The organism is Pseudomonas sp. A214 (genome assembly GCF_900156295.1).
Taxonomy (GTDB): domain Bacteria; phylum Pseudomonadota; class Gammaproteobacteria; order Pseudomonadales; family Pseudomonadaceae; genus Aquipseudomonas; species Aquipseudomonas rhizophila.
In genome coordinates this window covers 5037887-5057248 of the sequence record NZ_LT707062.1, presented here as the reverse complement: position 1 = coordinate 5057248, position 19362 = coordinate 5037887, and the positions used below count along the sequence as shown (strand labels likewise).

The following is a 19362-nucleotide window of genomic DNA, read 5'->3' as shown; positions in this document are numbered from 1 at the left end:
CTACGCCTATGCAAGGGATCTCATGACTCAAGCGCGGACTCTCGGAACCCCCCGGTTGTTGGGCATCGTCTGGCCTTTTATCGCCGTCGTCCTGTTTCAGGCATTGTTGGGGGGTGTCAGTCTTTACGTGTTGTCTGCGGTGCGCGGCTACGTGGCGGGAGAAAGCCTTTGGTCCAAGGGTCAGAAAGACGCCATTTACTACCTCAATCTTTATGCCGACAGTCGCGACGAAACAATCTTTCAAAAGTACCAGCGGGCCATCGCCGTACCTGAGGGCGGGCATGAGCTGCGGGTGGCCTTGGACCGTCAGCCGCCGGATCTGGAGGCTGCACGGGCGGGAATCCTCAAGGGCGGCAACCACCCGGACGACGTGTCCAGTCTGATCTGGCTCTACCTGAATTTTCGACACTTCAGTTACCTGGAAGAGGCTATCGATCTCTGGACGGTGGGCGACGGCTACCTGATTGAACTGGATGACGTCGCCCGCCAGATGCACAGCCGGATTACCGCAGGTCAGGCTTCTGAGGCAGATATTCGCGGCTGGAAGGCGAAAATCTTTGCCATCAACGATTCCGTCACCCCGGCAGCCAAAGCTTTCAGCGATGCGCTGGGGGAGGGGTCGCGCTTCATCCTGCGCCTGTTGCTGGTGACCAACTTCGCCACCGCACTGGGGTTGATCGTGCTGGCGCTGTTGCGCACGCATAAACTGCTGGCCCAGCGGCAGGTCTTCGCCAATGCCCTGCAACTGGAAAAGGAGCGGGCGCAGATCACCTTGCAGTCCATTGGCGATGGCGTGATCACCACCGATGTGGAAGGGGCAATTGCCTACATGAATCCCGCCGCCGAAGCGATGACTCACTGGAAGGCCGAGCACGCCACGGGACTGCCTCTGGCCGCCCTGTTCAATTTGCTCGATGACAACGCCCAGAGTGAAGGCCTGACCCTGATCGAACATATTCTCAGCGGCCGGCTCGGTGGCGGCAGCGAGCATTCCAAACTGATCCAGCGCCTGGATGGCAGCACTGTGTCCGTCACGCTCGTAGGCGCGCCGATCCGCCATGCCGGCAAGGTCAGCGGAGCGGTGCTGGTGTTGCACGACATGACCCAGGAACGCCAATACATCGCCAACCTGTCGTGGCAAGCCACCCATGATGCGCTGACCGGCCTGGCCAATCGCCGGGAATTTGAATATCGCCTTGAACAAGCCCTGCACAATCTGACGCGCCAGGTGGGGCGCCATGCATTGATGTTCCTCGACCTGGACCAATTCAAGCTGGTCAATGACACCTGTGGCCATGCGGCGGGTGACGAACTGTTGCGGCATATATGCGCACTGTTGCAATCGGGGCTGCGGGAAAACGACACCCTGGCCCGACTGGGGGGCGATGAGTTCGGTATCTTGCTGGAGAACTGCTCGCCGGAGGCCGCGGAAAAGATCGCCGAAGGGCTGCGCCAGACCGTACAGAACCTGCATTTTGTCTGGAAGGGCCGGCCATTCGTGACCACCGTGAGCATCGGTCTGGTGCATATCGCTCAAAGCCCGACGACGCTGGAGGCGTCCCTGCGTGCCGCCGATATGGCCTGTTACATGGCCAAGGAAAAGGGCCGCAACCGCGTCCAGGTCTATCACGCCGACGACTCGGAGCTGTCCCTGCGCTTTGGCGAGATGGCTTGGGTCCAGCGCTTGCACATGGCCCTGGAGGAGAATCGCTTCTGTCTTTATGCCCAGGAAATCGCCGCGCTGGGTCCGGGCGACCATGGCGGTGGGCATATCGAGATCCTGTTGCGCCTGCATGATGAAGCCGGAAGGATGATTCTGCCGGACAGTTTCATTCCCGCGGCAGAACGCTATGGCTTGATGACTTCCCTGGATCGCTGGGTGGTGGAAAACGTCTTCAAGATCATCCGCCAGTGCCTGAACGATTCGCGACAGGGACCGATGGCCATGTGTGCGATTAATCTGTCAGGCACAACTATCGGAGATCAGGCATTCCTTGATTTCCTGCGTAAACAGTTCGCGGCCTACTCGATTCCACCAGAAATGATTTGTTTTGAAATAACCGAGACCAGTGCTATTTCGAATTTGGGCAGCGCCATCCGCTTTATCAATGAACTCAAGAGCTTGGGTTGTTACTTTTCGCTCGATGACTTTTGTGCCGGAATGTCTTCATTCGCTTACCTGAAACATTTACCTGTAGACTTCCTGAAGATCGACGGGAGTTTCGTAAAGGATATGCTGGACGACCCGATTAACCGTGCAATGGTCGAGGTGATCAATCACATCGGCCACGTCATGGGTAAGCGCACGATTGCCGAGTTTGTTGAAACTACCCAGATCGAGCAGGCGTTGCTGGAGATTGGGGTGGACTACGCTCAAGGGTATGTGATTGAACGCCCGCAGTTGTTTACCTGTGATACGTTGCAATGCAGGCCGGCCCGGCCGCAGCCGCTGTTATTCAAGGCCCCCGGCACGTTCCGCTGAACCTCTTGTTGATCCGGAAAAAATCACAATCAAAAGGAGCCCGACAGTGATCGACACATTCAACCGAACAGGCCCGCTCATGGACGCCACAAGCTATCCGAAATGGGCACAACAGCTCATTACCGATTGCAGCGAGAGCAAGCGCCGGGTTGTCGAACACGAGCTGTATCAACGCATGCGCGATAACAAGCTCAGTGCCAAGACCATGCGCCACTACCTTATTGGTGGTTGGCCGGTCGTTGAACAGTTCGCCTTATACATGGCACAGAACCTCACCAAGACGCGCTTTGCCCGCCATCCCGGCGAGGACATGGCGCGTCGCTGGCTGATGCGCAACATTCGTGTCGAACTCAACCATGCCGATTACTGGGTCAACTGGAGCGCCGCCCATGGCGTGACCCTGGAAGATCTGCAAGCGCAGCAAGTGCCACCCGAACTCCATGCGCTGAGCCACTGGTGCTGGCATACGAGTTCTTCTGACTCGCTGATCGTGGCCATCGCCGCGACCAACTATGCCATCGAGGGGGCAACCGGGGAGTGGTCGGCACTGGTGTGTTCCAGTGGTATCTACGCGGCGGCTTTCGCCGAGGAAGACCGCAAGCGAGCCATGAAGTGGCTGAAGATGCACGCCCAGTACGATGATGCCCATCCCTGGGAAGCCCTGGAAATCATCTGCACCCTGGCGGGCATGAACCCGAGCAAGGCCTTGCAGATCGAACTGCGCCAGGCTGTCTGCAAGAGCTACGACTACATGTACCTCTTCCTGGAGCGCTGCATGCAACTGGAGCAATCGGAATCGGTGGGGAAAACCTCATCGACCCGTGAGCGCCTGGCGTTGGCCGGGAGCTGATACCCGATAGCCAACCCAGGTGGGAGCGAGCGTGCTCGCGAAGGGGTCAGGACAGTCAACGGGGAGGTTGATTGCCTGATCGCCATCGCGAGCAGGCTCGCTCCCACATTTTTCGACGGTGTTCACAGAATCTGTCATTGCTGGTTTTCAACCCGCCATCGCCAGCCGGTTGCGGCCCTCGCGCTTGGCCACGTACAACGCGTTGTCGGCCCTGCGCAGCAGGCTTTCGACTGACTCACCCGGCAGCAACGTCGCGCAACCCAGGCTCACCGTCAGTTCGATCCGCGTACCTGCGGCAAAATAATCCTGCGCCTGGGCGGCATGACGCAGTCGTTCTCCGACCAAGGCCGCGGCGTCCCGGCTGGTGTTCGAGAGCAGAATCAGGAATTCTTCGCCGCCGAACCTGAACACCATGTCCACATTGCGCAGCTGATTCTTGATGGCCTCGGCTACGCCCTTCAACACCTCATCGCCGATACCGTGCCCATGACTGTCGTTGACGCGCTTGAAATGATCGATGTCCAGCATCAACAGTGACAGCGGTTGCAAATGACGCTTGGCCATATCAATTTCACGGATCAGCGTCTGGTCCATGGCGATGCGGTTGCCGGTGCCGGTCAGTGGGTCACGCAGGGCGCTTTGGGTCGCGGCGCGGTAGAGCAGAGCATTGCGCAACGGAAACAGCAGCGTCGACAACACAGACTCAAGGTCGGCTTGTTCGGTCTCGGTGAAGCGTTGATTGCGGCGAAACACCAGCTCGCCCAAGTACTCGCTTTCATGGCTGAGGTTGTAGGTGAGGGTGTGATGCCCGCGTTGCCCCAGCTCCAGGCGCAGATCGCTGGGGCTGTGGCGGTAGATCAGCGCGTCCAGCGGCACCAGCCGCTGAACCTCACGAAAAAACAGCCCCAGGATCCGTTGCGGCTCCAGGCTGGTCTGCAATTGCTGGCTCAGCTGCTGACGCAACTGCGAAAGATTGACAGAGCGTGCCACCAGCGGTGACGGCTGGCCAAAGCCCAGGCGCTGCAGTTTGGCGCTGTCGAAATCAATCGCGTTGATCTGGGTTGGCGTTTTCATATGGCGTGAGCCCCTAAGCAAATCTGTCCTGACAGGTTGGGTGAGGCGGCTTTGGGCGGCGCGTCGTACTGGTCCTTCAGTCCCGTAGGACATCTGATTTGAGTTTAGTCCGCTTTACCTGGCAGGCATAAGTCTCATCTCAACATCCATTACCCGCCGAACATGGCGTGTTTGAGGATCTTTAGAGCGAAAGTCGTGCCATTCGGTTCAGTAGAATAAAAACCGATTGTAAATCAATGTATTGACTGCAAACGGCGAGCGCGTCGTCGGCATGGGGCGACATGGACTTGGCGGTTCGCCTGGCTACGTATCGGGCGCAGGGACGTCGCGACGGTAAACCGACGCGACGCGAAGGTGAACAATTATTGGGCGTTGAACGCCTGACCGTTGACGCCTGTGCTATCCGGCCCCATGAGGTACAGGTAGACCGGCATGATTTCTTCAGGCGTAGGGTTGTTGAGCGGGTTTTCCCCCGGATAGGCCTGGGCGCGCATGCTGGTGCGGGTGGCGCCGGGGTTGATGCTGTTGGCGCGCATGGGTGCGACGGTCTCGACTTCGTCGGCCAGGGTTTGCATCAGCCCCTCGGTGGCAAACTTGGAGACGCCATAAGCCCCCCAGTAAGCCCGTCCCTTACGCCCGACGCTGCTGGAGGTGAACACCACGGACGCGTCCTTGGACAGCTTGAGCAGCGGCAGCAAGGTGCTGGTGAGCATGAACATGGCGTTGACGTTCACCTGCATCACCCGCATGAAGTTCTCGCCGGACAACTGCTCCAGCGGCGTACGCGGGCCGATGATCGAGGCGTTGTGCAGCAGGCCGTCCAGATGGCCGAATTCGGTTTCAATCATCGCCGCCAGTTCATCGTACTGATGGGGCAGGGCGGTTTCGAGGTTGAACGGGATTACCACCGGCTGTGGATGCCCGGCCGCTTCGATTTCATCGTAGACCTGGGTCAGGTTGGCTTCGGTCTTGCCCAGCAGCAATACCGTAGCGCCGTGGGCGGCATAGGCCTTGGCGGCTGCGGCGCCGATGCCGCGACCAGCGCCGGTGACCAGGATGACCCGGCCATTGAGCAGGTCGGGGCGGGCGGAATACTCAAACATAAAAAAACCTCACGAAACAGAACAAATGCGTGGTGATGCGCACGTGTGGCGAAGGGATTGATCTGTGGCGAGGGGATTTATCCCCGCTGGGCTGCGAAGCAGCCCCAAGTTTTTGCAGCTTGGCCTGATGCTGTAGGAGAGGCGCTTCGCGCCTCAGCGGGGATAAATCCCCTCGCCACAAAAGCATCGACAACAGTGAGTACGGTCAGCTCAGCAACTGCACAACGCGTTATCCAGCACTTCACGCAGCGCCGAGGGGTGATCGATCACCACATCCGCGCCCCAATGGTTCGGGTTGTCGTCCGGGTGAATGTAGCCGTAGGTCACCGCGCAGGTCCTGGTGCCGGCGCTGCGGCCAGACTCGATGTCCCGCAGGTCGTCGCCTACGAACAATACGCTGGCCGGATCCAGGTCGAGCATCTTGCACGCCAGGGTCAGCGGTTCGGGGTCCGGCTTGCTGTTCTTTACATGGTCGGGGCAGATCAGCACTTTCGAGCGTTCGGCCAGGCCTAGCTGCTGCATGATCGGCTCGGCAAAGCGCACCGGTTTGTTGGTGACCACCCCCCAGATCAGGTTGGCGGCCTCAATGTCGGCCAGCACCTGGGCCATGCCGTCAAACAGGTGGCTGTGCACCGCGCAGCCCTTGAGGTAGCGGTCGAGGAATTCCTGGCGCAGTTCCTCGAAACCCGGCGACTCCGGGTCCATGGAGAAGGTCACCGCGACCATCGCCCGGGCGCCGCCGGAAATTTCGTCGCGAATATGCTGCGTGTTCATCGGTGGCAGGCCACGGTCGGCACGCATGGCCTGGCAGATGGCGATGAAGTCCGGCGCGGTGTCGAGCAGCGTGCCGTCCATGTCGAAGAGAACCGCTTTGAGACGCATCGACTTACTCCTCGCGCAAGGTCTGGATCATGTAGTTGACATCAACGTCGGCGGCCAGCTTGTAGTGCTTGGTCAGCGGGTTGTACGTCAGGCCGATGATGTCCTTGACGGTCAGCCCGGCCATGCGGCTCCAGGCCCCCAGCTCCGAAGGCCGGATGAATTTCTTGAAGTCGTGAGTGCCACGTGGCAACAGCTTCATGATGTATTCGGCGCCGATGATGGCGAACAGGTAGGCCTTCGGATTGCGGTTGATGGTGGAGAAGAACACCTGGCCACCGGGCTTGACCATGCGAAAGCACGCGCGGATGACCGATGATGGATCCGGTACGTGTTCAAGCATTTCCAGGCAAGTGACCACATCGAACTGCTCGGGCATTTCCTCGGCCAGGGCTTCGGCGGTGGTCTGCCGGTATTCCACGCTGACGCCGGATTCCAGTTGATGCAGTTGCGCAACCGCCAGCGGTGCTTCGCCCATGTCGATGCCCATCACCGTCGCTCCGCGCTGGGCCATGGCTTCGCTGAGGATGCCGCCGCCGCAGCCGACATCGAGCACCTTCTTGCCAGCCAGGCTGACTCGCTCGTCAATCCAGTTGACCCGCAGCGGGTTGATATCGTGCAGCGGTTTGAATTCGCTTTCACGGTCCCACCAGCGATGGGCCAGGGCTTCGAATTTGGCGATTTCAGCGTGGTCGACGTTGCTCATGTGCAGATCCTCGAAAAACTTGAAAAATCGTAGGGCCCGAGCCGTGGCTCAAGGGACCTGGTTATTCGTTGTGGCCGCTGATGCGACGACCCCATGCCTGTGCCGTGGCACTGAGCTGCGATTCGTCCAGGCGGGTCAGGCGGCCGTCCTCAAGCAAGGGCTTGCCGGCCACCCACAGATGTTTCACGCAGTCGCGACCGGTGGCGTAGATCAGTTGCGACACCGGGTCATAGACCGGCTGCTGGGCCAGTCCCGACAAGTCAAAGGCCACCAGGTCGGCGGCCTTGCCGACTTCCAGCGAGCCGACCGTCGCTTCGATGCCCAGTGCCCGGGCGCCATTGAGCGTGGCCATGCGCAACGCCCGGTGGGCGTCCAGGGCCGTGGCCGAACCGGCGACGGCCTTGGCCAGCAACGCGGCGGTACGCGTCTCGCCCAGCAGGTCCAGATCGTTGTTGCTCGCCGCCCCGTCAGTGCCGACCGCGACATTGACCCCGGCCTGCCACAAGCGCTCCACCGGGCAGAAACCGCTGGCCAGCTTCATATTCGATTCCGGGCAATGGATCACGCTACAGTTGCTTTCTACCAGCAACGCCTGGTCTTCATCGCTGACCTGAGTCATGTGCACCGCCTGAAAGCGTGGCCCCAGCAGGCCCAGTCGCCCAAGCCGGGCCATGGGTCGCTCACCGGTGTTATCCACAGCCTGCTGTACTTCGAAGGCGGTTTCGTGAACATGCATATGAATGGCCGCGTCCAGTTCTTCGGCGATTACCCGGATTTTTTCCAGGTTCTCGTCGCCGACGGTGTAGGGCGCATGGGGGCCGAATGCCACTTTGATCCGTGGATGATGCTTGAGGTCGCCAAACAATTCGATGCCCTGACGAATGGCATCGTCGGCGCTGGCGGCACCGGGGATCGGAAAATCGAGGATCGGAATGGCGATTTGTGCGCGGATACCGCTGTTATGCACACGCTCGCTGGCAACCTTGGGGTAGAAATACATGTCCGAGAAACACGTGATGCCGCCCTTGAGCTGCTCGGCGATCGCCAGGTCAGTGCCGTCGCGAACAAAATCTTCGTCGACCCATTTACCCTCGGCCGGCCAGATGTGTTGTTCAAGCCAGGTCATCAAGGGCAGGTCGTCGGCCAGCCCGCGGAACAGGGTCATCGCCGCATGGCCGTGGGCGTTGATCAATCCGGGGCTCAGGAGCATGCCCGGCAGTTCGCGGACCTGGGCTGAGTCACACTTCAGGGCTTCTGCCCTTGGACCGATGAACACGATGCAGCCGTCGCGGATGCCCAGGCCATGATCCTTGAGCACGACACCGGCGGGTTCGACAGGCACCAACCAGGTCGGCAGCAGTAATAAGTCGAGCGCAACGGCAGGCTTGGGCATCGTGGAACGGTTCCATGGCGTATAAAGGATGGCGAAGTATACCCGAGCGTCTTCGCGGAGGGATCGCTATAATCGGCGGCTTTTGTTCATGAGTGCGGGGTGTGGGATGCGCGATCGACTGTTGGCTGCGGAGAAGGTGAAGGCCATCGATTGGCGTGATGGCGCCCTCTATCTGTTGGATCAGCGTATTTTGCCGTTCGAGGAAACCTGGATCGCCTATACCTCGGCGGCCGGCGTGGCCGAGGCCATTCGCTCGATGGTGGTGCGGGGCGCGCCGGCCATCGGCATCAGTGCGGCCTATGGCGTGGTGTTGGCAGCGCGGGCGCGGGTGGCCGAGGGCGGGGACTGGCAGACGGCGCTGGAAGCTGATTTTGCCCTGCTGGCCGACTCGCGGCCGACGGCGGTGAACCTGTTTTGGGCGCTTGACCGGATGCGCGACCGGCTGGGGCGCTTGAAAGAGCATGCCGAACCGCTGGCGGCCCTTGAGGCCGAAGCCATCGCAATCCATGAAAGCGACCGCGAAGCCAACCTGACCATGGCTCAGTTGGGTGTCGACCTGATCCGCAAGCATCAGGGCAACGCCCAGGCCATCCTGACCCATTGCAATACCGGCGCCCTGGCCACCGGCGGTTTTGGCACGGCCCTGGGCGTGATCCGGGGCGCGTTCATCGAAGGCATGGTCGAGCGCGTCTACGCCGACGAAACCCGTCCGTGGCTGCAAGGCTCGCGCCTCACCGCGTGGGAGTTGGCCAATGAAGGCATCCCGGTGACCCTCAATGCCGATTCCGCCGCCGCCCACATCATGAAGACCAAGGGCGTGACCTGGGTCATCGTCGGCGCCGACCGCATCACGGCCAATGGCGACGTGGCGAACAAGATCGGCACCTATCAACTGGCGGTCTGCGCCATGCACCATGGCGTGCGCTTCATGGTGGTGGCGCCGAGTTCGACCATCGACATGAACCTGGCCAGCGGCGAAGACATTCCGATTGAAGAGCGCGACGGGCGCGAACTGCTGGAGGTTGGCGGCAAGCGGGTCGGGGCGGAGGTGGATGCCTTCAACCCGGTGTTCGACGTCACCCCGGCGGACCTGATCGACGCCATTGTCACCGAGAAAGGCATCGTCGAGCGCCCGGATACGGCGAAGATGGCGCAGTTGATGTGTCGCAAGCGGTTGCACTGAAGGCTTTGAGTGGCGGGTCTGCCGCTATCGCGAGCGGGCTCGCTCCCACATTGGATCGGTGTTGTGGCCGGAATCTTCGGCATACACAGATCCCCCGTGGGAGCGAGCCCGCTCGCGATGAGGCCCTGAAAGTCAGCAAATGAGCCTGAATTGAACCTCAAATCTGCTTTCGGCAAGCCTCTAAGCCCCTCTCGTCCCATATCAGCCTGTCACCGGTCAACTAACTATGCTCCATGCGCATCAGGGGGATAGGTGCGTGGCGGCTCTTGTGATAACATCCGGCGGTTTCCAGGGCTGCCTCATGAGGTGGCCTTTACTGCGCAGATCCATGGCATAACTCGTTGATTTGTCGTAAGTCGCTGCATGGCACTTGTTCTGCAGCGGCGAGCTTCGTTCGTCCCATCTGGATGTGACGAGGTTTCACCAGAAAAAGGAATCAGGCTTCTCATGGGCGAACTGGCCAAAGAAATCCTCCCGGTCAATATCGAAGACGAGCTGAAACAGTCCTACCTCGACTACGCAATGAGCGTAATCGTCGGGCGGGCGCTGCCGGATGCGCGCGATGGCTTGAAGCCCGTGCACCGGCGCGTGCTGTTCGCGATGAGCGAGCTGGGCAACGACTTCAACAAGCCGTACAAGAAATCAGCCCGTGTCGTCGGTGACGTGATCGGTAAGTATCACCCCCACGGTGACACCGCCGTGTACGACACCATCGTCCGGATGGCCCAGCCATTCTCCCTGCGCTACTTGCTGGTAGACGGCCAGGGCAACTTCGGTTCCGTGGACGGCGACAACGCCGCGGCCATGCGATACACCGAAGTGCGCATGACCAAGCTGGCCCACGAACTGCTGGCCGACCTGCATAAGGAAACCGTGGACTGGGTGCCGAACTACGACGGCACCGAAATGATCCCGGCGGTCATGCCGACCCGTATCCCGAACCTGCTGGTCAACGGCTCCAGCGGTATCGCCGTGGGCATGGCGACCAACATCCCGCCGCACAACCTAGGTGAAGTCATCGACGGTTGCCTGGCCCTCATCGACAATCCCGAGCTGACGGTCGATGAGCTGATGCAGTACATCCCCGGTCCTGACTTCCCGACTGCTGCGATCATCAACGGTCGCGCCGGCATCATCGAAGCCTACCGCACCGGTCGCGGCCGCATTTACATGCGCGCCCGCTCGACCATCGAAGACATCGACAAGGTCGGTGGTCGCCAGCAGATCGTCATCACCGAACTCCCATACCAGCTGAACAAGGCCCGTCTGATCGAGAAGATCGCCGAGCTGGTGAAAGAGAAGAAGCTTGAAGGCATCACCGAGCTGCGGGACGAGTCCGACAAGGACGGCATGCGCGTCGTGATCGAACTGCGTCGCGGCGAAGTGCCCGAGGTGATCCTCAACAACCTCTATGCCCAGACCCAGCTGCAAGCGGTGTTCGGCATCAACATCGTGGCGCTGATCGACGGCCGTCCGCGGATCCTGAACCTCAAGGATCTGCTGGAAGCCTTCGTGCGTCACCGTCGCGAAGTGGTCACTCGCCGCACCGTGTTCGAGCTGCGCAAGGCCCGTGAGCGTGGTCATATCCTCGAAGGCCAGGCCGTTGCCCTGTCGAACATCGACCCGGTCATCGCCCTGATCAAGGCCTCGCCAACGCCGTCGGAAGCCAAGGAAGCGCTGATCAGCACGCCTTGGGAATCCACCGCGGTAGTGGCGATGGTCGAGCGTGCCGGCGCCGACTCGTGCCGTCCGGAAAATCTCGACCCGCAATACGGCCTGCGCGACGGCAAGTACTTCCTGTCCCCGGAACAGGCGCAAGCCATCCTGGAACTGCGTCTGCACCGCCTGACCGGCTTGGAACACGAGAAGCTGCTGGCTGAATACCAGGAAATCCTCAACCAGATCGGCGAGCTGATCCGCATCCTCAACAGCGCCACGCGCCTGATGGAAGTGATCCGCGAAGAATTGGAAGTGATCCGCGCCGAATACGGCGACGTGCGCCGCACCGAGATTCTCGATGCGCGCCTGGACCTGACCCTGGGTGACATGATCCCGGAAGAAGAGCGCGTGGTGACCATTTCCCACGGCGGCTACGCCAAGACCCAGCCGTTGGCCGCCTACCAGGCCCAGCGTCGCGGCGGCAAAGGCAAGTCGGCCACAGGCGTCAAGGACGAGGACTACATCGCTCACCTGCTGGTTGCCAACAGCCACACCACGCTGTTGCTGTTCTCCAGCAAGGGCAAGGTGTACTGGCTCAAGACCTACGAAATCCCCGAAGCGTCTCGTGCCGCCCGTGGTCGTCCGCTGGTCAACCTGCTGCCGCTCGATAGCGATGAGTACATCACTACCATGCTGCCAGTGGAGGAATACACCGAAGGCCACTACATCTTCATGGCCACCGCCAAGGGCACCGTGAAGAAGACTCCGCTGGAATCCTTCAGTCGTCAGCGCAGTGTCGGCCTGATCGCCCTGGAGCTGGACGAAGGTGACGTGCTGATTTCCGCTGCCATCACCGACGGTGAGCGTGAGGTCATGCTGTTCTCCGACGGCGGCAAGGTTACTCGTTTCAAGGAATCCGACGTTCGCGCCATGGGCCGTACCGCCCGCGGTGTACGCGGCATGCGCCTGCCGGAAGGCCAGAAGCTGATTTCCATGCTGATCCCCGAAGAAGGCAGCCAGATCCTCACCGCTTCGGCGCGTGGTTATGGCAAGCGCACGGCCATCAGCGAATTCCCTGAGTACAAGCGTGGCGGCCAGGGCGTGATCGCCATGGTCAGCAACGACCGTAACGGTCGTCTGGTCGGCGCTGTCCAGGTGCTCGATGGCGAGGAGATCATGTTGATCTCCGACCAGGGCACCTTGGTGCGCACGCGGGTGGCCGAAGTGTCGAGCCTGGGTCGTAACACCCAGGGTGTGACGCTGATCAAGCTGGCCAGCGACGAAACGCTGGTCGGGCTTGAGCGCGTGCAGGAGCCATCGGAAGTCGAAGGCGAGGAGCTGGAAGGCGAGGAGGGCGTGGCGTTCGACGGCACTCTTGCTACCGACGTTGACGACATGACCGGCGACCAACCGCTCGACGCTGCTGCAGACGAAGAAGAACCGCAGGACTAAGCGGACATGCAGGGGGCGGATGAAGATTCGCCCCCTTGTTGTTTGTCCCGTTTGAAAATTTGCGACACTGCACATGACGCGCAACTGTGGGAGCGAGCCTGCTCGCGATGACGGACTGACATTCAACATGGATGCTGACTGTTACATCGCTATCGCGAGCAGGCTCGCTCCCACATTTGGGTCATGTGTTGATTGAAGATTGATGTGACCACCAGATCAGAGCGAGATTGGATGTGAGCAAGAGAGCCTATAACTTCTGTGCCGGCCCGGCGGCGCTTCCTGAAGCGGTCCTGAAGCGTGCCCAAGGTGAACTTCTCGACTGGCATGGCAAGGGCCTGTCCGTCATGGAAATGAGCCATCGCAGCGATGAGTTCGTGTCCATTGCCACCAAGGCCGAGCAGGACTTGCGTGATCTGCTGAACATCCCCTCCAACTACAAGGTGCTGTTCCTGCAGGGCGGCGCCAGCCAGCAGTTTGCGCAGATCCCGCTGAACCTGCTGCCCGAAAGCGGCAAGGCCGACTACATCGACACCGGGATCTGGTCGCAGAAAGCCATCGAAGAAGCCTCGCGCTACGGCCACGTCAATGTCGCGGCCACGGCCAAGCCCTACGACTATTTCGCCATTCCCGGCCAGAACGAGTGGAACCTGTCCAAGGATGCGGCCTACGTTCATTACGCGCCGAACGAAACCATCGGCGGCCTGGAATTCAACTGGATTCCGGAAACCGGCGACGTGCCATTGGTGGCTGACATGTCTTCGGACATCCTGTCGCGCCCTGTGGATATCTCCCGTTTCGGCATGATCTACGCCGGCGCCCAGAAGAACATCGGTCCCAGCGGCATCCTGGTCAGCATCATTCGCGAAGACCTGCTGGGACGCGCCCGTTCCTTGTGCCCGACCATGCTCAACTACAAGGTCGCCGCCGACAATGGCTCGATGTACAACACCCCGCCGACCCTGGCCTGGTACCTGTCCGGCCTGGTATTCGAGTGGCTGAAAGAACAGGGCGGTGTCGAGGCCATCGGCAAGCTCAACGAAGTGAAGCAGCGCACGCTCTATGACTTCATTGACGCCAGCGGCCTCTACAGCAACCCGATCAACAAGACCGATCGTTCGTGGATGAACGTACCGTTCCGCCTGGCCGACGATCGTCTCGATAAGCCGTTCCTGGCCGGTGCTGACGAGCGCGGGCTGCTGAACCTCAAGGGTCACCGTTCGGTCGGCGGCATGCGCGCTTCCATCTACAACGCCGTCGATATCAACGCGGTCAATGCGTTGATTTCCTACATGGCAGAGTTCGAGAAGGAACATGGTTGATGTCTGAGCAAGAACTCAAGGCGCTGCGCCTGCGCATCGATGCCCTGGACGAAAAGGTCCTGGAGCTGATCAGCGAGCGCGCGCGCTGCGCCCAGGAAGTGGCGCGGGTGAAAATGGCCTCCCTGGCCGAAGGCGAAGTGCCGGTGTTCTATCGCCCGGAGCGTGAAGCGCAGGTACTCAAGCGTGTCATGGAGCGCAACAAGGGGCCTCTGGGCAACGAAGAAATGGCGCGGTTGTTCCGCGAGATCATGTCTTCGTGCCTGGCCCTCGAGCAGCCTCTGAAAGTCGCTTACCTGGGTCCTGAAGGCACCTTCACCCAGGCGGCCGCCATGAAGCATTTCGGCCACGCCGTGATCAGCAAGCCGATGGCGGCCATCGACGAAGTCTTCCGTGAAGTGGCGGCGGGCGCGGTGAACTTCGGCGTGGTGCCGGTGGAAAACTCCACCGAAGGCGCGGTCAACCACACGCTGGACAGTTTCCTTGAGCACGACATGGTGATCTGCGGCGAAGTCGAGCTGCGCATCCACCATCACCTGCTGGTGGGGGAGAACACCAAGACCGACAGCATCAGCCGAATCTACTCCCACGCCCAGTCACTGGCCCAGTGCCGCAAGTGGCTGGATGCCCATTACCCGAATGTCGAGCGCGTGGCGGTCTCCAGCAACGCCGAGGCGGCGAAGCGGGTCAAGGGTGAATGGAACTCGGCGGCGATTGCCGGCGACATGGCAGCCGGCCTCTACGGCCTGACCCGCCTGGCGGAAAAAATCGAGGATCGCCCGGACAACTCCACGCGATTCCTGATGATTGGCAGCCAGGAAGTGCCGCCGACCGGCGACGACAAGACGTCGATCATCGTCTCCATGAGCAACAAGCCCGGCGCGCTCCATGAGCTGCTGGTGCCGTTCCATGACAATGGCATCGATCTGACACGGATCGAGACCCGTCCGTCGCGCAGCGGTAAATGGACCTACGTGTTTTTCATCGATTTTGTCGGCCACCACCGCGATCCACTGGTAAAAGGTGTGCTGGAAAAAATCAGTCAGGAAGCAGTGGCACTCAAGGTGCTGGGTTCCTACCCCAAAGCAGTTCTTTAAGGGCGGATAGCTAATGAGTGGCAACTTCCTCGCTCTGGCTCAGCCAGGCGTGCAACAACTCTCGCCTTACGTTCCAGGCAAGCCGGTGGACGAATTGGCTCGTGAGCTGGATCTGGACCCGGCCAGCATCGTCAAGCTGGCAAGCAACGAAAACCCTTTGGGGGCGAGCCCCAAGGCGCTGGAAGCGATCCGTGACGAGCTGGCCGAGCTGACCCGTTATCCCGACGGCAACGGTTTCGCCCTCAAAAGCCTGCTGGCCGAGCGCTGTGGCGTGGAGTTGAGCCAGGTCACCCTGGGCAACGGTTCCAATGACATTCTCGAGCTGGTGGCGCGTGCCTATCTGGCGCCGGGCCTCAACGCCGTGTTCAGCGAGCATGCGTTTGCGGTCTACCCGATCGCCACCCAGGCTGTCGGCGCCGACGCCCATGTGGTGCCGGCCAAGGATTGGGGGCACGACCTGCCCGCCATGCTGGCGGCCATCGACGCCAACACGCGGGTCGTCTTCATCGCCAACCCAAACAACCCGACCGGCACCTGGTTCGACGCCCAGGCGTTGGACGACTTCCTGCAGGACGTGCCCGAGCACGTGCTGGTGGTGCTGGATGAGGCCTACATCGAATACGCCGAAGGCAGCGATTTGCCCGATGGCCTGGATTTTCTCGCCGCCTACCCGAACCTGCTGGTCTCGCGCACGTTCTCCAAGGCCTATGGCCTGGCATCGCTGCGGGTTGGTTACGGCCTGTCCACCGCCGTGGTGGCCGATGTGCTCAACCGCGTGCGTCAGCCGTTCAACGTCAACAGCTTTGCCTTGGCCGCTGCCTGCGCTGCGCTCGGGGACGACGCCTACCTGGCCGAAAGTCGCCGCCTGAACGAGGCTGGCATGCGGCAGTTGGAAGCCGGGTTCCGCGAGCTGGGCCTGAGCTGGATTCCATCCAAAGGCAACTTCATCTGCGTCGACCTGGGCCGTGTCGCAGCCCCGGTGTTCCAGGGCTTGCTGCGCGAGGGTGTGATCGTGCGTCCGGTTGCCAACTACGGCATGCCGAACCACCTGCGCGTCACCATTGGCCTGCCAGCGGAAAACAGCCGCTTTCTCGAGGCGTTGAGCAAGGTTCTGGCTCGTGGTTGATGTCACTTCACTGCAATCTGCTGCACCTATGATCGGTCGCCTGGTGGTGGTCGGTCTGGGGTTGATCGGCGGCTCTTTCGCCAAAGGCCTGCGCGAAAGCGGTCTGTGTCGTGAAGTGGTGGGTGTCGATCTGGACCCGCAGTCGCGTCGGCTGGCGGTGGAACTGGGAGTGGTGGATCGCTGTGAGGACGACCTGGCGATTGCTTGCCAGGGTGCGGACGTGATCCAGTTGGCTGTGCCGATCCTGGCCATGGAGAAGCTGCTGGCACGCCTGGCGACCATGGACCTGGGGCAGGCGATTCTCACGGACGTCGGCAGTGCCAAGGGCAATGTCGTGCGGGCGGCCACCGAAGCCTTCGGCGGGATGCCGGCGCGCTTTGTGCCCGGTCATCCGATTGCCGGTTCCGAGCAGAGCGGGGTGGAAGCCTCCAACGCCGAACTGTTTCGTCGTCACAAAGTAATATTGACGCCACTGGACCAGACCGATCCGGCTGCGCTGGCAGTGGTGGATCGCCTGTGGCGCGAGCTGGGTGCGGACGTCGAGCACATGCAGGTCGAGCGCCACGATGAAGTATTGGCCGCCACCAGCCATTTGCCACACCTGTTGGCGTTCGGTCTGGTGGATTCATTGGCCAAACGCAATGAAAATCTTGAGATCTTCCGTTACGCTGCCGGCGGTTTCCGCGATTTCACGAGAATCGCCGGTAGCGACCCGGTCATGTGGCACGACATCTTCCTCGCCAACCGCGAAGCTGTCCTGCGCACACTCGATACATTTCGCAGCGACCTCGACGCCTTGCGCGACGCGGTCGATGCAGGGGACGGGCACCAATTGCTGGGCGTTTTCACACGCGCCAGGGTGGCCCGCGAGCATTTCAGTAAAATCCTGGCCCGTCGGGCCTATGTGGACGCTATGAACTCCAACGATCTGATTTTCCTGGCACAACCTGGTGGCTCCCTGAGTGGGCGTATTCGTGTACCGGGCGATAAATCGATTTCCCATCGTTCGATCATGCTCGGCTCCCTGGCTGAAGGCGTGACCGAAGTGGAAGGCTTTCTCGAAGGTGAAGACGCCCTGGCGACGCTGCAAGCGTTCCGCGACATGGGCGTGGTCATCGAAGGCCCGCATCACGGTCGCGTGACCATTCATGGTGTCGGCCTGCACGGCCTCAAGCCGGCTCCGGGGCCGATCTACCTGGGCAACTCCGGCACGTCGATGCGCCTGCTGTCCGGCCTGCTGGCCGCCCAGGACTTCGACAGCACCCTGACCGGTGACGCTTCGCTGTCCAAGCGGCCGATGAATCGCGTGGCCAACCCCCTGCGGGAAATGGGTGCGGTGATCGAGACGGCGGCCGAAGGTCGTCCGCCAATGACCATTCGCGGTGGCAACAAGCTCAAGGGCCTGACCTACACCATGCCGATGGCCAGCGCCCAGGTGAAATCCTGCCTGCTGTTGGCCGGTCTCTATGCCGAAGGCAAGACCACTGTCACCGAGCCGGCCCCGACCCGCGACCACACCGAGCGCATGCTGCGCGGCTTCGGCTACCCGGTCACGGTCAACGGTGCCACGGCCTCCGTCGAGTCCGGCAGCAAACTGACCGCGACCCACATTGAGGTGCCGGGCGATATCTCGTCCTCGGCGTTCTTCCTTGTGGCCGCCTCGATTGCCGAAGGCTCCGAGCTGGTGCTTGAGCATGTGGGCATCAACCCGACCCGTACCGGTGTGATCGACATCCTGCGCCTGATGGGCGCTGACATCACCCTGGAAAACCAGCGTGAAGTGGGCGGCGAGCCGGTTGCAGACCTGCGCGTACGAGCAGCTAAACTCAAGGGTATCGAGATTCCCGAAGCGCTGGTGCCACTGGCCATCGACGAATTCCCGGTGTTGTTCGTGGCGGCGGCCTGTGCCGAAGGGCGCACCGTGCTGACCGGCGCTGAAGAACTTCGGGTCAAGGAGTCGGATCGTATCCAGGTGATGGCTGACGGCCTGATCGCGTTGGGCGTGAAATGCCAGCCGACGCCGGACGGCATCATTATCGACGGCGGCCAGATCGGCGGTGGCGAAGTCCATGGTCACGGTGATCACCGTATCGCCATGGCCTTCAGTGTTGCGTCTTTGCGCGCCAGTGCGCCGATCCGCATCCATGATTGCGCCAACGTCGCGACGTCGTTCCCGAACTTCCTGGCGCTGTGTGCCCAGGTCGGTATTCGAGTAGCACAAGAGGCACAGTCGTGAACATCAAGGCACCGGTTATCACCATCGATGGCCCAAGCGGTTCGGGCAAGGGCACCATCGCCGGAATACTGGCCAAACAATTGGGCTGGAACCTGCTTGATTCGGGCGCCTTGTATCGTCTGCTGGCGTTCGCCGCGGCCAATCATGGCGTCGATCTGACCAACGAAGAGCTGCTCAAGGCCCTGGCTGCGCATCTGGACGTGCAGTTCATCGCGGCGACCGACGGTCAGCTGCAGCGCATCATTCTGGAGGGTGACGAAGTCAGCAATGTCATTCGTACCGAAAGCGTCGGGGCCGGGGCCTCCCAGGTCGCCGCGCTGCCGGCGGTGCGCGAGGCGTTGCTACAGCGCCAGCGCGCTTTCCAGGAGCCGCCCGGATTGGTGGCCGATGGGCGCGACATGGGGACCGTGGTGTTTCCCGATGCCCCGCTGAAGATTTTCCTCACCGCCAGTGCCGAGGAGAGGGCTCGTCGCCGATATTTGCAGTTGAAGGGCAAAGGCGAGGATGTTAGTCTGTCGAGTCTGCTAGATGAGATCCGTGCACGCGACGAGCGTGACACCCAGCGCGCAGTAGCCCCGCTCAAGCCGGCGGCTGACGCGATACAGCTGGATTCCACGGAGTTGTCCATCGATCAGGTGTTGCAACGCATCATGAGCGAAATCGCCATCCGCGATATCGCCGGGTGACCAGGAAGCTCCGCAGGGGACCAGTCATAGTCCTGCGGTGCTTCTTTTATATGAAACTAACCCACACCGTCTGGGGTGTGGAGGCGGGCGTATTCTTCGCCCTAATCAACAGGAATTAAA

14 protein-coding genes are annotated in these 19362 nt (G+C 61.2%); 9 read left to right on the top strand and 5 right to left on the bottom strand.

Translation table 11 applies throughout. From position 1 onward, the window contains the following. Window positions 1–22: 22 nt before the first annotated feature. Together BW979_RS22500 and BW979_RS22495 are read left to right on the top strand one after the other, a co-directional pair. Window positions 23–2482, top strand: a complete 2460-nt coding sequence (locus tag BW979_RS22500) for an EAL domain-containing protein (RefSeq protein WP_047226416.1) — start codon at window positions 23–25, stop codon at window positions 2480–2482. A 79-nt stretch (window positions 2483–2561) separates the two neighbouring features. After that, window positions 2562–3332, top strand: coding sequence for a TenA family transcriptional regulator (locus BW979_RS22495; RefSeq protein WP_370695177.1), 771 nt, complete (start codon window positions 2562–2564; stop codon window positions 3330–3332). A gap of 147 nt (window positions 3333–3479) precedes the next feature. On the opposite strand, the gene BW979_RS22490 is transcribed toward BW979_RS22495, so the two are convergent. From BW979_RS22490 to BW979_RS22470, 5 genes are all read right to left on the bottom strand, one after another. Further along, window positions 3480–4406: a GGDEF domain-containing protein gene (locus BW979_RS22490; protein WP_047226301.1), complete on the bottom strand. Its 927-nt coding sequence runs from the start codon at window positions 4404–4406 to the stop codon at window positions 3480–3482. 362 nt (window positions 4407–4768) lie between these two features. Next, complete coding sequence (locus BW979_RS22485; RefSeq protein WP_047226302.1) at window positions 4769–5509, bottom strand: YciK family oxidoreductase; 741 nt, start codon at window positions 5507–5509, stop codon at window positions 4769–4771. 210 nt (window positions 5510–5719) lie between these two features. Next, window positions 5720–6391 carry an N-acetylmuramic acid 6-phosphate phosphatase MupP gene (gene mupP, locus BW979_RS22480; RefSeq protein WP_047226303.1) on the bottom strand — a complete coding sequence of 224 codons (672 nt, stop codon included), beginning with the start codon at window positions 6389–6391 and terminating at the stop codon, window positions 5720–5722. Between the two features lie 4 nt (window positions 6392–6395). After that, window positions 6396–7094, bottom strand: coding sequence for a bifunctional 2-polyprenyl-6-hydroxyphenol methylase/3-demethylubiquinol 3-O-methyltransferase UbiG (ubiG, locus tag BW979_RS22475; RefSeq protein ID WP_047226304.1), 699 nt, complete (start codon window positions 7092–7094; stop codon window positions 6396–6398). Window positions 7095–7155: 61 nt separating this feature from the next. Then, entirely contained in the window at window positions 7156–8487 is a 1332-nt protein-coding gene (locus BW979_RS22470; protein ID WP_047226305.1) for a TRZ/ATZ family hydrolase, read from the bottom strand. Between the two features lie 106 nt (window positions 8488–8593). On the opposite strand from BW979_RS22470, the gene mtnA reads away from it, so the two are divergent. The 7 genes from mtnA (at window position 8594) to cmk (ending at window position 19242) form a co-directional block, all read left to right on the top strand. Then, window positions 8594–9670: an S-methyl-5-thioribose-1-phosphate isomerase gene (mtnA, locus tag BW979_RS22465; RefSeq protein WP_076385788.1), complete on the top strand. Its 1077-nt coding sequence runs from the start codon at window positions 8594–8596 to the stop codon at window positions 9668–9670. Window positions 9671–10117: 447 nt separating this feature from the next. Next, a complete protein-coding gene (gyrA, locus tag BW979_RS22460; RefSeq protein ID WP_047226307.1) occupies window positions 10118–12781 on the top strand; it encodes a DNA gyrase subunit A in 2664 nt (887 codons plus the stop codon). 233 nt (window positions 12782–13014) lie between these two features. Then, window positions 13015–14100 carry a 3-phosphoserine/phosphohydroxythreonine transaminase gene (gene serC, locus BW979_RS22455; RefSeq protein ID WP_076385786.1) on the top strand — a complete coding sequence of 362 codons (1086 nt, stop codon included), beginning with the start codon at window positions 13015–13017 and terminating at the stop codon, window positions 14098–14100. After that, window positions 14100–15194 carry a prephenate dehydratase gene (gene pheA / locus BW979_RS22450; RefSeq protein WP_003199233.1) on the top strand — a complete coding sequence of 365 codons (1095 nt, stop codon included), beginning with the start codon at window positions 14100–14102 and terminating at the stop codon, window positions 15192–15194. Before serC ends, pheA begins: the two co-directional genes overlap by 1 nt. A gap of 13 nt (window positions 15195–15207) precedes the next feature. Continuing rightward, window positions 15208–16320, top strand: coding sequence for a histidinol-phosphate transaminase (hisC, locus tag BW979_RS22445; RefSeq protein ID WP_047226309.1), 1113 nt, complete (start codon window positions 15208–15210; stop codon window positions 16318–16320). A gap of 28 nt (window positions 16321–16348) precedes the next feature. Next, window positions 16349–18556 (top strand): bifunctional prephenate dehydrogenase/3-phosphoshikimate 1-carboxyvinyltransferase, encoded by a 2208-nt coding sequence (locus BW979_RS22440; RefSeq protein WP_047226310.1) that lies wholly within the window; start codon window positions 16349–16351, stop codon window positions 18554–18556. Then, a complete protein-coding gene (gene cmk, locus BW979_RS22435; RefSeq protein WP_047226311.1) occupies window positions 18553–19242 on the top strand; it encodes a (d)CMP kinase in 690 nt (229 codons plus the stop codon). The genes BW979_RS22440 and cmk overlap by 4 nt, the downstream gene beginning before the upstream one ends. The last annotated feature ends 120 nt before the right edge of the window (window positions 19243–19362 follow it).